The following is a 15579-nucleotide window of genomic DNA, read 5'->3' as shown; positions in this document are numbered from 1 at the left end:
TAAATTTAAGGCAACAGATTTTTAAATTGCTTCAATAATTTACTTCAGCGATGCAAGCGGCTCAAATTCCAACGATACGGAATTCATACAAAAACGCTTGTAAGTAGGTGCCGGACCATCATCAAATATGTGTCCTAAATGCGAGTTACAACGCGCGCAAATAACCTCGGTGCGCTCCATTCCTAGTGACTTATCAGTTTTATAAATAACCGCATCCTTGCGTATAGCCTCAAAAAAGCTGGGCCAGCCGCATTCACTGGAAAACTTAGCATCGCTCAAAAACAACTTATTGCCGCATACCGCGCAATAGTAAGCACCTTTAGCATTAGCATTCCAATACTTACCTGTAAACGGACGCTCCGTTGCCTGCTCTCTGGCTACCGCGTATAGTGCTGCAGGTAAAATCTTTTTCCACTCAGCGTTACTTACGTTAAGCTTGCGCGTGTCGGTGTTTGAATAATAAGGGTTATTGGCGTGTTTGCCTGTTCCTTTAATTTGTTGTGCATACGTGGCGGTTATAGTTGCCAGCATAAATGCCATAAATATCAACGTCTTTTTCATTTGCTTAGTCAACTGCTTGTATGATTTGCTAACGCTTTAATTACGAAATAGTATTGCCTTGAGATGTTAAAAAAATACTTGATTGCATTTAAAACACACCTATGACAATTAACGAAAAATAAAAAAAGTTCAGTAAACACTGCTGACATACTGTTGTCACTAACGCGCGGTTACTTTGTATCAAATTAAAAACGAAAACAATCATGGAAACTGCACAATTAGATCAACAAACAGCAACCGCTTTAACAATTGAGCAATTGTTTGCTCACTGGCAAGGTCATCGTAATTTAACCCGCAAAACAATTGAAGCTTTTAGCGAAGATAATTTGTTTAACTATTCGGTTGGTGGAATGCGCCCGTTTGCCTTGTTAGTTGTAGAAATACTTGACCTTACCGGCCCTGGCATAGAGGGAATTGTAACCCGCAAATGGAAAGGTATGGAAGAGCTGGCTCATACAACCGGCAACTATCCTAAAACTAAAGAAGGTTTGTTGGCACAATGGGATGCAACCACAGACATTTTGAACCAATTAGCACCATTGGTAACCTATGCCCGCCTGCAGGATACCGAAGCGGCATTTGGCATGTATGAGGATAAGATACACTCAACGTTGATGTACATAATTGACAATGAAATACATCACCGGGCGCAGGCAACCGTTTACTTACGCTCATTAGGTATTGCTCCGCCGCCGTTCTGGGAGCGCTTTTAATGCACTCCTAAACAAATATTTAAGTCCTTACAATAAAATGTAAGGACTTTTTGCTTTATAAAACTACCCGGAATGTTTTCTTAAACACAATATGTGTAATGTATCGTTATCTTTTCAATTATTTTTAAGAGACCAATTAACCGAGCCGCTGCCTCATTTTATTTGAACATACTTTAAGTCTTATAGCTTTTATGAAAGCCTTGTGCGATGCAAGAACCAAAGCGGTTGCCGCTAATATTAGAAGAACACGGGAGATAAGAAACTACACTCAGGATTACCTGGCTGCAAAACTCAGTATATCTCAAAACGCCTACAGCAAAATTGAGTTGGGCTATAGTAATATCACTCTTAACCGCTTACTATGTATAGCAGATATACTGGAAATAGATGTTGCTGAATTGCTTAGTATTGATCACAGCAACCAACTTAGAAAGGCGGCTGTTTAAAGTCGATGTCTTTGACAATGGTTTGGTGCTATCTATTGAAGCAGTCACCGCCAAATAAAAAATCCCTTGTTAAATTAACAAGGGATTTTTGTAACAGTATGTCATTTATATTTTAATGTACCGTCTCTGCAACCGTTAGTGAGCGCAACAGGCCTCTCACCTCTTTGGGGTTACGTACGTAAAATTTAGCTACTGATGCTCCCGACCCAACTTTAATTGTTACAGAACTTTCGGGTAAGGCACGAAATAAATCTTCGTCAGTAAAATCATCGCCTAAAGCAAGAATAAAGTCATACTCGCCCTGGTCAACCAGGCTCAACGCTGCTTTACCTTTATTAATTTCCATGTTTTTAACCTCAACTACCTTGTCTCCGGGCAGCAATTGCAAGCCCTTGTCTGTAGCTAAAAACTTAAGCGTATTCATTAGCTCATTGGCACGTAGCTCGCCTAAACCGCGTTGAGCTTTACGGTAATGCCATACTAACGAATATGTTTTTTCCTCTATAAAAGATCCGGGTGTACGGTCAACGTATTTTTCGAGGGTATCGCAAATGTCCTTTTTCCACGAGGTAGAAAGGCCATTGATTTTGTGCCACTCCATACCCTGTTGCTTAAACCAAGCGCCATGCTCTGCAACAAGATATATGTTACGGTCACCAAACCAGTTATCAAGATTTTCGTGCTTACGGCCGCTTATAATAACTACCTGGTTTAATGGATCGGCAGCAAGCTGATCAAGTAATGCATATAAATCTCGGTCCGGACTAGCCTGATCTACATTAGTTTTAAAGTCAACAAGAGTTCCGTCATAATCCAAAAATATAAGTCGCTTTGAGGTATTATGATAGCGATTAACGATAGATTGTGCCGTTGCCGATTGTACGTGCCGCGTTTGCATTGAACGTTGTAGTAGCTTTACCTCATTAAGACGCTCCATAAATATATGCACCCAATGATTTACGTTAAACTTTGCTACCAGCGAACGCATTTGCTTCATGCGGCGGCGTTGCTCTTCCAATGGCATGTTCAGCGCCTCAATTATGGCATCTTTCACCTGAATGACATTGTTTGGATTTACTATTATAGCATCAATTAACTCGCGCGATGCACCGGCCATTTCGCTTAAAACTAAAACGCCATCATTATTGGTACGGCTGGCAACATACTCTTTACTAACCAGGTTCATACCATCGCGCATAGGGTTTACCAAGCAAACGTCAGCAGTACTGTACAGTGCTGATAAAGTTTCAATACTTAATGAGCGGTAATAATAGCTAACGGGCGTCCAGTCGATGGTGCGGTACTTGGCATTGATGTTCCCGACCTTTTTGTCAATCTGATCGTGCAGGTGCATGTATTGCGGCACCGTATCTCTTGATGGAACAACAACCATGTACAAGGTTATTTGGCCTATGTATTCAGGATGTTCCTCAAATAACAGCTCCAAAGCTTGCAAGCGCTGCAATATGCCTTTGCTATAATCAAGACGGTCAATTGATAAAATGAGCCTGTTATTTTTATAAATGTCTTTAATTTGATTTGCCTGTTCTATTACCTCTGGCAGGCTTGTTAGCCCTGCATATTTTTGCTCATCAATACCCATAGGGAAAGACTCAACTACCACTGAGCGCTCATCGCACGTAATGACGTTGGATGAAACCGGCATGGGTAAAATACGAGATACCGAACTCAGGAAGTGCCTTACATCATCAAATGTATGAAAGCCTATCAGATCGGCACCAAGCATTCCGCGCAGCAATTCGGCACGCCATGGTATAAGCCTGAACATTTCATGCGATGGAAACGGAATATGCAGGAAAAACCCGATTGAAAGGTCGGGACGTTCTTTCCGTATCAATGCCGGCAGCAATAACAGTTGATAGTCATGTATCCAAATGGTATCGCCGTAATCGCAATGCTGTAATATTACGCGGGCAAATTTTTCATTAACGCTTTGGTAATAATCCCAATTAGATGGTTTGTAAGTAGTATAGGTTGATGCATAGTAATGAAAAACCGGCCAAAGCACGTCGTTTGAAAAGCCTTCGTAAAACTCCAGCACTTCATCCTGCGTGAGGTAAACAGGTACCAAGCTTAACTCCCTGAGGTTTTCAGTAACCTCGGGCTGTTGCTCCTCTGCAATTACCTGGCCCGGCCATCCTATCCAAATGTTGCTATCCGTTTTATACACCGAGCCCAAACCAGTTGCCAAGCCTCCTTCGCTGGGCATAAGGTTAAACTCGTTGTTGTTCTCCTGTATTTTCACAGGTAATCGGTTAGCAACAATTATAGTTTTAGACATAATTATAAATTGTATTCAACAAATATTTGTACTAATATTAAAACCAAATGAGCGTTATTGTTTGTACGATTTCTTACCCAAGAGTTTAAAAGGCTACATTAGAGTTAAATAAACGCAAAAAAGCCGCACCCAAAATGGGTACGGCTTTTAAAAATGTAATAGGTATGTTTTAGTTTTTGCTTAGCAATTCAACTGCTGCTGATGGTGTTATGCGTAGCGTTGCTTGTTTATCGGCTTTATATAAAGTAAGCAGGTAAACCTCATCATCAAAAACGTTAGTAGCGGTTAAACGGGTTAAAGCTGATGTAGGAGTTTCGGCGTATTGAAAACGAATAAGCTCCTTTACATGGAAACCTTCATACTCGCGGGCAATTTGTTTTTTTGCGTGCGATGGCAACACATTGTAAGTTACTGCTTCAGTATGACCTAAGTATTTGCCGTTAGTGTCAAAAAAAGCGGCCATTTTAACATTATCTACAAAGAACTCAGCTTTCTCGTACCCTTCAGATACCGTCCAGCTTACGTCTTTAGCATTGTAAAACTCCGACTCAAACTGACGGATCACAAAGCTTGATACTTTGTTAACATCATCATTTTTTTTGCCACCATCAGCAGCTATAGCGCTTAAACTTAATATTGCAAATATTGCGCTCAGTAAGGTTAACTTTTTCATAATGTTGTAAATATTATTTGTCTTAAATTTTAAATCCGCAACAAATTTACAACAGCAATATCATTTTAATAAATAAAATTAAATTTTTATGAAAAAATTATAAAATACCCATATTCATTTTATGATTGTCAAATTAAACCGATTGCACCAATTCAATTTTTACAAATTGATAATTAAAAAAAGCATTTGTAATCATATCGTCAATCAAAACAACCAACAATTGCCAATTTCAAATTAAAGCTCCTTAATAAGCTTTAGAAAAAGGTGTAATGCTTCACGCTTTTTATCAGTAAGCGGATAATCAATTTTGTGCAACAGGTAATCACGCAAATCAAAGTCTTTGCGCATCTCCATCTTATTAAATAATTCTTCGCGGTGGTCAAGGCCATATTGTAGTGCCTTGTTAAATTCCTGAATGAAGGTTTCAGGTATGGGTTTGTTGGCAATCCAGGCAGCGAAGGTAAATGGTAAGCCCGTAAACTTAGCCCATTCTTCGGCCAAATCATATACGTAGGCATAATTACCGGTTTTACCAAAAGTACGGTCGCCAATTTGCACAAAGGCGGTGTTTGCATCTTCAGACTCGCCGTAATTACTCGCGCCCTCAACCATATGCGGCTGTAGCTTCCAATAATTTTTTAAAAGAACCTTAGCCAGGTTGTTTGACGAACGCGAATGCGGATCCAACTGCAACAGCTTAACCCCTTCAATAGGGCAGTTACTAAAAATAAAAACAGAATTTACCGCACCTACCGCACCAATGCAGTAGTCAGATATTAAATGCCACTCGGGCAAACTTAAGGTAGCAGCAACAGGTATAAGGCCAATATCAACTTTGTTGTCTATTAGCTTTTGCGCACACTCAGCCGGAATATCTAAACTTAAATCAATCTGATTAATGATATCGGTATGCTGGATACCGTAAAGGAACGGCTTAGTATTGGTATAACTAACAGCCGATATTCTTATTTTTTCCAAAAGAGCAATTAATGAATTTGTAAATGGATGGCGTTGTTAAATTCGGCTATTTCAAACCGACTGCCATCATAAGTTACCTTATACAGTACCAGGTTTTGATGCGGGAATTCATCCATATGAATAAGCGACTTTTCAGTAAGCAGGCATAACAGCAAACGCATGGCGCGACCGTGCATGCAAACCAGCACTGTTTTTTCTTCGGGATGACTCATGATAGTTGCAAGGGCCTCTTTTTGCCGCGCTTGAACTTCATTGGGACTTTCTCCACCTTCAAACTTAACATCAAGCATACCGGCCTTCCAATCACGCATCATTTGTAAAAATGCAGCTTTGGTTTCGGGGGTACTGCGTGCACCTTCCAGTTTACCCCAGGCCAGCTCATCAAGGCCCGAAAGCTTTTCATAAGGTATGCCTAGGTCAATAAATTGCTGTATGCTCTGTTGAGTACGTTTTAACTCCGATATATATATTTTATCAAATGCCACATCTTTATAGGCATTAAAAAACATATTTGCCTGTGCACGGCCTTCGGCGTTCAAATCAGTATTCATGCCCCGGCCCTGTACAATGCCTTGCTTATTTAAATCAGTTTGCCCATGGCGAACAATATATAATGTTTTTTCAATCATTTAGCTTAATTAATAACCGGCAGCTTATAAAACTGAGGCTTTGGCTCGTCGGCAAATTCGTAATCCTGGTAATCCGTAATTACATTATATAAGGTATCACGCTCAATAGGGTGCCTGCCTACATTTTTAATTAACTCTACCAACTGCTTGGTACTCATACCCGGGTTTTGCTCTTCGGCGCCCGCCATAGAGTAAATTTTGGTAGTATCATCAAGTGTACCATCAATATCATCAACGCCAAAGCTTAATGAAAGCTGCGCGGTAGTGCGGCTTATCATAGCCCAATAGGCTTTAATGTGGTCAAAATTGTCTAAATAAATACGTGCAATGGCGTAATTGCGTAAATCTTCAACTACTGATGACTCCTTAACGTTTGACATTTGGTTGTCTTTGTTACGGAACTTAAGCGGTATAAAAGTTTGAAAGCCGCCCGTACGATCCTGCAGCTGGCGCAGTTGCTCCATATGATCAACCCGGTGCCAGTACTCTTCAATATGACCGTAAAGCATTGTAGCATTTGAACGCATACCCAGCTTGTGCCACTCCTCGTGTATTTGCAGCCATTGTTCGCCGGTACACTTGTCTTTAGCTATCTGGTCGCGCACCTCCGGATGAAAGATTTCAGCTCCACCGCCTGGCATCGATTCCAATCCCGATTCCTTCATCAGGCGCATACCGTTGGCGTAATCAATTTTGGCTTTTTTAAAGATGTAATGATACTCAACGGGAGTCAATGCTTTTACATGCAGATTAGGCCTATGAGCTTTTATAGTACTAAATAGCTGCTGATAGAAGGCCATGTCGTACTGCGGCAATACTCCGCCTACAATGTGCACTTCGGTTACCGGCTCATTATCATATTTTTTTACAATGTCCAGCATCTCGTCCATCGTATACTCCCAGCCTTCACCTCGTTGTTTTATTAAACGGGAGTATGAACAAAACTTACAATCGTACACACAAAGGTTGGTGGGCTCGATATGAAAATTGCGGTTGAAATACGTTTTATTACCGTGACGCTTTTCGCGTATGTAATTGGCTAATATGCCAAGGTAGCTGAGTTCGCCTTTTTGATATAAGGTAACGCCCTCGTCAAAAGTAATACGCTCATGGTCCAATACTTTTTGGGCGATATATTTCAGATCTTCAGCTAAACGGGCATCATTGAGTAACACCCTTAGTTGTTGTTCAGCATCCATGTATAAAAGTTTACCCGGCAAATGTACTAATTTGACAGTTGGGGCGTATCACTTGTTTGTAACAATTGGCCTAAGGGGTTGGGCTGATTGTTTGATTAAGGAATTATTGAAATTCTATGTTTTATTCAGTTCAATTATTTTGAACTTTAAATAACCACTAATTTGGGCGTTGCCTGCGGCCCGGGCTATCCGTTTCAAGTCCTCACTTTGCTACGCTTCGTAACAGGGTTTTCACTTCTATCCCTACCGCAAGCCGCAATTGGTCTGAATCAGAATTTTCAGAGTTACAGAATTTGCAGAATGCGTGTCGTCTTCACAACCCTGTCATTTCGACGCTAGGAGAAATCTCGTTAGAACGAACAAGCTTTGTAACATGAACAAGATTTCTCGTTATCACTCAAAATGACACGTTTTTCAATAAAAAAAGCCACGTTGAGGCAAAATCAACATGGCAAAAACATTTTTAATAAAGACTTACTACCCTATAAACCCACGTGCTTTTTCCAGTGCACGGTCTAACCCGTTTACATCTTTACCGCCTGCAGTGGCAAAAAACGGCTGACCGCCGCCGCCGCCTTGTACTTCTTTAGCCAATTCGCGCACAATGCTTCCCGCGTTAAGGCCTTTGTCTTTAACCAGGTTTTCGGCAATCATAACGGTGATGTTTGGCTTGCCGTCAATATCGGCTACCAATACAAGGTAAAGATTAGCTACAATATCTTTCAACTGGTAGGCCAGCGCCTTAATGGCTTCGGCATTAGGTAGAGCCACTTTTTGGGCGATGAAGTTAATGCCGTTTATGCTCTCGGCTTTTGCCGCAAGCTCAGTTTTAAGGCCGGATGCTTTTTCCAATACTGATTTTTCGATTTCCTTTTTCAGGCGGGTATTTTCCTCCAGTAGGCTTTCAATGCTTTTGGCAATATCTTTAGGGTTCTTTAACAGCTCTTTTAACTGCTGAACCAATAACGTTTGCTCGTGCACATATTTCTCTACGGCTACACCGGTAATGGCCTCAATACGGCGCACACCGGCCGCTACGGCACTTTCGGCAGTAATTTTAAAGAAAGCGATTTGACCCGTAGCTTTTACGTGCGTACCACCGCAAAGCTCTTTTGAAAAATCATCATCAAAGGTAATCACGCGCACATACTCACCGTATTTTTCGCCAAATAGTGCGGTTACGCCGCTCGTAATGGCTTCAGCATAAGCTACGCTTCGCTCCTCTTTAAGGCCAATGTTCTCGCGTATTTTTTCGTTAACAATTAACTCAATCTGAGCTATTTCATCATCAGTTACCTTGCTGAAGTGCGAAAAATCGAAACGCAGGTAATCGGCACTTACCAACGAGCCTTTTTGGTTTACGTGGGTACCCAACACCTGCTTCATGGCTGCATGCAGCAAGTGGGTAGCTGAATGATTACTTTCAATATTTAAACGACGGTCGCGGTCAACATAAGCGGTTAAGGCATCGTCAACAGATTGCGGCAGTACATCGGTAAAATGCACAATAAGGCCGTTCTCCTTTTTAGTATCAGTTACTTTTACAATCTCGCCATCAGGGAAAATCAAGTCGCCGGTATCGCCAACCTGGCCGCCGCTTTCGGCATAGAAAGGAGTTTTATCCAACACCAATTGGTATTGCTCCTTCCCTTTAGCCTTTACCTTGCGATATTTGATTACATGGGCAATGGTTTCAATTTCATCATACCCGGTAAACTCAACGCTGTCATTGTCTTTTAAAACAACCCAGTCGCCAGTATCAATGGCGGTGGCTGCGCGCGAACGGTCTTTTTGTTGTTGAAGGGCTTGGTTGAAACCTTCGGTATCAACTGTAAATCCTCTTTCACGAGCCATCAATTCGGTTAAATCTAACGGAAAGCCAAACGTGTCTGACAGTTCAAATGCAAAATGCCCAGCAATCACGTTATTATTAGCCGCACTAACCACTTGCTCAAACTGAGTGATTCCGTTTTGCAGTGTTCTCAAGAAAGCAACTTCTTCCTCCAAAACAACCTTTTGTACGAAATCTTTTTGGCTGTATAATTCATCAAACACGCCTTTAAACTGCTCGGCTAATAAAGGCACCAGTTGATTCAAAAACGGTTCTTTAAAACCTAAATACTGGTATGAGTAACGCACTGCTCTACGCAGTATACGACGGATTACATAACCCGCTTTATTGTTAGATGGCAACTGTCCATCAGCAATGGCGAAGCTAATGGCACGAATATGATCGGCCATTACGCGCATTGCTACGGCTTCATTCCAGCCATCTGCTCCGGGCGTAGCTTCTGCCTTATATGTTTTACCACTTTTTTCAGCTATAAACTGAATAAGCGGCATAAATACATCAGTATCATAATTAGATGTTTTTCCTTGCAACACACGCACCAAACGCTCATAGCCCATACCGGTATCTACGTGTTTATTAGGCAATGGCTGTAACGACCCGTCTTTTAAACGGTTAAACTGCATGAATACGTTATTCCATATTTCAATAACGTTCGGGTCGTCGGCATTTACCAGTGTTGCACCGCTAACTTTGGCGCGTTCCTCATCAGTACGGCCGTCAAAGTGGATTTCCGAACATGGTCCGCACGGGCCGGTTTCACCCATTTCCCAAAAGTTGTCTTTCTTGTTGCCGGGTAAAATATGGTCTTCGGCTACATATTGCTTCCAAAAGTCATAAGCTTCCTGGTCTTTGGCTAAGCCTTCATTTTGGTCGCCTTCAAAATACGTAACGTACAGGCGGTCTTTATCGAGTTTATAAACGCTGGTCAATAGTTCCCAGCTCCAGTCAATGGCTTCTTTCTTGAAATAATCGCCAAAGCTCCAGTTGCCCAGCATTTCAAACATAGTATGGTGATAGGTGTCTACCCCTACCTCCTCCAAATCATTATGCTTCCCCGATACGCGCAAACAACGCTGGGTATCGGCAACACGGGGGGCTTTAGGCTCGGCTTCGCCCAAAAAAATGTCTTTAAACTGGTTCATACCCGCGTTGGTAAACATCAGCGTGGGGTCGTTTTTAACCACAATAGGCGCCGATGGAACAATGGCATGTTGTTTTGAAGCAAAGAAATCCAGAAAAGCCTGGCGTATTTGTTGAGCCGTCATGAGTGCAATTATATATAGGTGTGCAAAGATATTATATTACCAATAAGCACAAAAGGTTTTAACAGTGAGCATTTATAATCTTAATCTGTTTCATCAGCTTCGTCATTTTGCAGTTGAATACTGTTGCGGTTAATATAAAATAGGAGCAGGCAAAACAATAGACCCGCTGCAAACAGTAAGCTTATTAAAACATTATACCAAACTATGGCCGCAAGACATACCACCGATAACATTAAAGCTACAAAAGGAAAAATGGGATAGAATGGTGCTTTAAACGGTCGCGTTAAACCGGGCTCTTTAGTGCGCAGAACAAACAGGCTAACCATGCTGATGATGTACATTACAACGGCGCCGAGTACCGAGCAAATAATTACCTGACTTGTGGTTCCGGTTATAAGTGCAGCAAAACTTACTACACCTCCCGCAACAACCGAACGTTGCGGCGTTCTGTATCGCTGATTGAGCTTTGATAGTGCTTTTGGCAAATAACCTGCACGTGCCAAGGCATATATTTGCCTTGAAGACGCCAGTATGGTTCCATTAAATGATGCTACTAAGCCGAAAAGCCCAATACCAGCGAAAAGCTTGGTTAAACTATGCTGCTTACCTAATACCACAGCTATAGCATCGGGTAATGGATAATCAATATTGGCAAGCCTTTGCCAGTTGGTTATCCCGCCTGTTAACACCATAACGCCCAACGCCAATATGGCAAGTGTAAATAATGCACTCAAATAACCTTTGGGAATATTCTTATGCGGTTCCTTAACTTCTTCGGCTACAGCCGTTATGCCTTCAATTGCTAAATAAAACCAAATGGCATACGGCAACGCGGCAAATACTCCGCTCCAGCCGGCTGGCATTGCATTAGTCGAAAAGTTGCTTGATTTAAAATGAGGCGCAATTATTCCCATAAACAATAGCAATTCGGCGATGGCAAGTACCGTAACCAATATTGAGAAATTAGCCGACTCTTTTACACCTGCAGCGTTAATTAACATAAATACTATGTTGAAGAAAATTGCACAATGCAAAACCGGCAAGGCGGGATGCAAAAAATGCAAATAACTGCCTAGCGCGAAAGCAATGGCAGGCGTGGCAAGTAAAAAATCAATTAATGTAGCGTACCCGGCAACCACTGCACCGTAAGGTCCCAAAGCCCTTTGTGCATATGCAAATGCGCCACCGGCATTTGGTATGGAGGTTGTAAGCTCTGTATAACTGAATACAAAGGTTACAAACATTAAGGTAACTATTAAAGTGGCTATTAAGAAGCCTACAGTGCCAGCCACGCCCCAGCCATAGTTCCAACCAAAGTATTCACCTGAAATAACCAAGCCAACACCCAGCGCCCAAAGGTGAACCGGTTTCAGCATGCGTTTTAGAGTTTGGTGGTTTTCCATATGTTGCTATTGGGCTATCAAAATAACAAAACATACATCTTTAGCCAATTTTCTGCCGGCATTGTCTTAATTAGGATTGTTGCAGATAATTTGATGATGTACAACATTGGATATAGTACCGGTTTAAAGAGAACACAGGTTTACAACGGCCGCAAATTAAATTGCATCAAACCCCATAGTGTAAACCAATTTTTAAGTTTGAAACCTCAACCTATTACCAACGGCATTTATTAATTTAGGCGGCATCAAATAACCATTTATTTTTTAAAAATGAGTTTAGAACAAACATGGCGCTGGTATGGTCCTAATGATCCGGTTTCGCTGGCTGATGTAAGGCAGGCAGGTGCTACCGGTATAGTTTCCGCATTACATCATATACCCAATGGTGAGGTTTGGCCTGTTACAGAAATAATGCAGCGCAAAGCATTAATTGAGGCAGATGGTTTAACCTGGTCGGTAGTGGAAAGCGTTCCGGTGCATGAAGATATAAAAAAACGTACCGGAAGTTTTGAGCAGTATATAGAAAACTATAAACAAACGCTGCTCAACCTTGGGCAGTGCGGAATTGATATTGTATGCTACAACTTTATGCCGGTTTTGGACTGGACGCGTACTGACCTTGACTACCAATTAGCCGACGGATCGACCGCCTTGAGATTTGATGTCACCGCCTTTGCCGCCTTTGAACTTTACCTGCTTAAACGCCCCGGTGCCGAATCAGTTTACACCCAACAGCAGCAGGAAGAAGCTAAACAATACCTGGATAGTATAAGTGACGAGGAAAAGTCTTTACTTATAAAAAATATTATTGCCGGCCTGCCAGGGTCTGAAGAAGGCTATACGGTTGAGCAGTTTTTAGATGTGCTTTCTTCATACAATCATATTGATGATGAAAGCCTTAAAGCAAACTTATATTACTTTTTACAACAGGTTATACCTGCAGCCGAACAAGCCGGCGTATTGATGTGCATACATCCTGATGACCCGCCATATCCTATCCTTGGCTTGCCCCGCGTAGTAAGCACCGAAGCTGATATTAAGCAGATTTATGACGCAGTTGATAGCTATAATAACGGATTGACATTTTGCACAGGTTCCTTTGGTGTAAGGGCCGACAACGATTTAGCCGGAATGGTAGAGCGCCTTGGCCATCGTATTCACTTTATACATTTACGTGCAACCAAACGCGATGCAGCTGGCAATTTTTATGAGGCCGACCATTTGGATGGTGATGTAGACATGTTTGCCGTGATGAAAGCGCTTGTACTGGAGCAGGAAAAACGAAAAGCAGCCGATGAGAAGCATCTGCGTATGCCTTTCAGGCCCGACCACGGGCACAAGATGCTCGACGACCTACATAAAAAAACAAACCCTGGCTATTCAGCTATAGGCCGATTACGAGGCCTGGCCGAACTAAGGGGGCTCGAATTAGGTATCAGACGCTTTTTAGCACAGTAACTTTAAACCAATAGCCGCCTTTTACAAAAGGCGGCTATTGGTTTAAATACACACCAGCAATTAGATAGTCTTTGGCGTAAATACCTTTACTACGCCATCATCTTCACTGCTTACAACCAGCAAGCTTTTCTTGGTCGGGCTTTTAGAAGCCGGGATAATCAATACACCTTCGGGAGCATCACCGCACTTTATCATTTGCAAAAATGAAGGCTTTGCAGGGTCAGTCACATCATAAATAGCAACCGCATCAATACGCTCCATACCTACAAACGCTACAGTTTTACGTCCAATTTTACCTATAGTAAGGCCTTCAGGCTCTATTGATTTATCATCGCTACGACTATCATCATATATACCGGCAGCAACTGCTTTTGCATCAAGCTCGTTTTTGCTATCAAATACCTGGGCACCGGTGTTACCGTTCCAAACACTGAATGACCGTGCACCAAATGAATATAGTGCATCATATTTACCCTCTGCATTCATACCTAACGTTGATGTAATGTTAAGGCGTCCTAATTGTTCATCTTTCCTTAAGTCGGTAGCATTAGGGAACACAGCCGGATTAAGTACAATGTCTTTAACGCGTTTTGCTTCTACAAAAACATTGCTGTATTCGCGGGCATCGCCTTCATTAGCCGTAAACAAGTAAGGCGTATTGTTATTAGTAAATACAGCTATGGCATCGGGCATGTAAATGCCTTTTACCGGCCACTTAGATGGAACACCTACTTTACTATCACGGTCGCTTGGGTCAATTTCGTTTCCATCAACACTGTAATCTTTAAAGCCTAGCGGAAATATTTGAGTGATTGTTTGTGTAGCCAGATCAACTTTAGCTATACCATTATTTTCCTGTAAAGTTACCCACGCCGTTTTTGAGTCTTCAGACACGGTAATGTATTCCGGCTCAATGTCTTTTACAAAATCATTACTAGGTCCAAACACCCGAAATCCCTTTACTGCCAGAGCATCTTTCTGACCTGCAAACGCACCGAAAGTGATAGTTTTTACAGCGTAATTATTCTCTACTGATATTATTGATATTGAACCTTCAGGGTCGTTAATGTAGTCGGCACTGGGCTCTCCTTCGTTTGCCGTAAGGATGAATTTGCCATCGGGCGTGTAAGTCACCATATCCGGAAGGGCGCCTACTGTGGCCTCTGCAACTTTGGTATAATCGCTGGATTTAAATACCACCACCTTACCATTAGCCTGTTTATTAACTGATTCGATGGCTGCTGCAACGTTTCCGCCTGATACAGATAAGCTGTTAACGGCACCACCATAAGGCAACATTGGTATTGATTTAATAACCGACATATTGGCTGGGTCTTTAAAATCAATTACATCTATACGGTTTTCGGTTGAATTGTTATTAACCACAAATAACCGGTTGGTAGATGGGTCGAACGCCGAGATTTCGGCGGCACCCGCGCCACCTACCTTAAAAGAGGCAATTTCAGAAAATGTTGACGCATCTTCGTTTACAAAAAATTCGTCTTCAGGCGTTTGAGTGTTATTGTCCTTTTTACAACTTACAAGGCCTGATGCCAATAAAAGCATTAGTAATAGTTTCTTCATGATGAGTGTGAGTGTTATGAAACCTCAAAACTATTACTGTACTATTAAGCGTCTTTACTACTAATATTAAGTGTTTGTTAATTGAAAATTCATAAACTCACCTGCAAATACTTATTGATAAATACGCTAAAAACAAAAACAGCAGTAATTGCCGGTTTAATTCAACCTTTAATTACTGCTGTTTTTTATATGATGGATTAATTAATTTTAGCTTGCCATCCCCAGGTCGCTTAATGGATTTGCCTGGCGGGCGCTTTCAATAATCGGGATGTTTACGTTAACATCTTCAATTACATAATGAGTTTTAAGTTCTTTTTCACTAACAATTATGCTAAAGTCATTGAATTTTACACCGTCTTCAAACGGATAGATAGTGTAACCTCTTTTGTTGGGGTCATAAGTTCCTAACTCAAAAACCTCTTCATATTTTATGCCTTTGACTTTAGCGCCTTGCACTAACTGGTAAGCATCTTTAATTGGTGCAAATTGTGTGTTTTTCATAGATGCACGAACCTA

At 41.6% G+C, this 15579-nt stretch carries 13 protein-coding genes; 3 read left to right on the top strand and 10 right to left on the bottom strand.

Annotation, left to right across the window (positions count from 1 at the left end; genetic code table 11):
• Positions 1-39: 39 nt before the first annotated feature.
• Complete coding sequence (gene msrB / locus QZ407_RS05850; RefSeq protein WP_295768620.1) at positions 40-561, bottom strand: peptide-methionine (R)-S-oxide reductase MsrB; 522 nt, start codon at positions 559-561, stop codon at positions 40-42.
• Between the two features lie 203 nt (positions 562-764).
• Between msrB and QZ407_RS05845 the strand changes: the two genes are divergently transcribed.
• Together QZ407_RS05845 and QZ407_RS05840 are read left to right on the top strand one after the other, a co-directional pair.
• Positions 765-1274 carry a DinB family protein gene (locus QZ407_RS05845; RefSeq protein WP_295768617.1) on the top strand — a complete coding sequence of 170 codons (510 nt, stop codon included), beginning with the start codon at positions 765-767 and terminating at the stop codon, positions 1272-1274.
• Positions 1275-1465: 191 nt separating this feature from the next.
• Positions 1466-1720, top strand: a complete 255-nt coding sequence (locus tag QZ407_RS05840) for a helix-turn-helix transcriptional regulator (RefSeq protein ID WP_295768614.1) — start codon at positions 1466-1468, stop codon at positions 1718-1720.
• A gap of 112 nt (positions 1721-1832) precedes the next feature.
• On the opposite strand, the gene QZ407_RS05835 is transcribed toward QZ407_RS05840, so the two are convergent.
• From QZ407_RS05835 to eat, 7 genes are all read right to left on the bottom strand, one after another.
• Positions 1833-4022 (bottom strand): bifunctional alpha,alpha-trehalose-phosphate synthase (UDP-forming)/trehalose-phosphatase, encoded by a 2190-nt coding sequence (locus QZ407_RS05835; protein ID WP_295768611.1) that lies wholly within the window; start codon positions 4020-4022, stop codon positions 1833-1835.
• 169 nt (positions 4023-4191) lie between these two features.
• Positions 4192-4695, bottom strand: coding sequence for a hypothetical protein (locus QZ407_RS05830; RefSeq protein WP_295768608.1), 504 nt, complete (start codon positions 4693-4695; stop codon positions 4192-4194).
• A 234-nt stretch (positions 4696-4929) separates the two neighbouring features.
• On the bottom strand, positions 4930-5673 hold the full coding sequence (locus QZ407_RS05825) for a menaquinone biosynthesis protein (RefSeq protein ID WP_295768606.1): 744 nt from the start codon (positions 5671-5673) through the stop codon (positions 4930-4932).
• An 8-nt stretch (positions 5674-5681) separates the two neighbouring features.
• A complete protein-coding gene (locus QZ407_RS05820; protein WP_295768603.1) occupies positions 5682-6302 on the bottom strand; it encodes a histidine phosphatase family protein in 621 nt (206 codons plus the stop codon).
• A 5-nt stretch (positions 6303-6307) separates the two neighbouring features.
• A complete protein-coding gene (mqnE, locus tag QZ407_RS05815; protein WP_295768600.1) occupies positions 6308-7501 on the bottom strand; it encodes an aminofutalosine synthase MqnE in 1194 nt (397 codons plus the stop codon).
• Between the two features lie 477 nt (positions 7502-7978).
• The gene (alaS, locus tag QZ407_RS05810; RefSeq protein ID WP_295768598.1) at positions 7979-10618 is read right to left on the bottom strand and encodes an alanine--tRNA ligase; all 2640 of its coding nucleotides are present in this window, start codon (positions 10616-10618) and stop codon (positions 7979-7981) included.
• Between the two features lie 80 nt (positions 10619-10698).
• The gene (eat, locus tag QZ407_RS05805) at positions 10699-12021 is read right to left on the bottom strand and encodes an ethanolamine permease (protein ID WP_295768596.1); all 1323 of its coding nucleotides are present in this window, start codon (positions 12019-12021) and stop codon (positions 10699-10701) included.
• Between the two features lie 270 nt (positions 12022-12291).
• On the opposite strand from eat, the gene uxuA reads away from it, so the two are divergent.
• On the top strand, positions 12292-13479 hold the full coding sequence (gene uxuA / locus QZ407_RS05800) for a mannonate dehydratase (RefSeq protein WP_295768593.1): 1188 nt from the start codon (positions 12292-12294) through the stop codon (positions 13477-13479).
• 60 nt (positions 13480-13539) lie between these two features.
• On the opposite strand, the gene QZ407_RS05795 is transcribed toward uxuA, so the two are convergent.
• Positions 13540-15063, bottom strand: coding sequence for a choice-of-anchor I family protein (locus QZ407_RS05795; RefSeq protein WP_295768591.1), 1524 nt, complete (start codon positions 15061-15063; stop codon positions 13540-13542).
• 207 nt (positions 15064-15270) lie between these two features.
• The gene (locus tag QZ407_RS05790) at positions 15271-15564 is read right to left on the bottom strand and encodes a hypothetical protein (RefSeq protein WP_157541045.1); all 294 of its coding nucleotides are present in this window, start codon (positions 15562-15564) and stop codon (positions 15271-15273) included.
• Positions 15565-15579: the final 15 nt, after the last annotated feature.

The sequence above is a fragment of the uncultured Mucilaginibacter sp. genome, from assembly GCF_913773635.1.
In the GTDB taxonomy this organism is placed as follows: domain Bacteria; phylum Bacteroidota; class Bacteroidia; order Sphingobacteriales; family Sphingobacteriaceae; genus Mucilaginibacter.
Note: the sequence above shows the minus strand (reverse complement) of the source record. Positions and strands in the feature narration are given on the sequence as shown.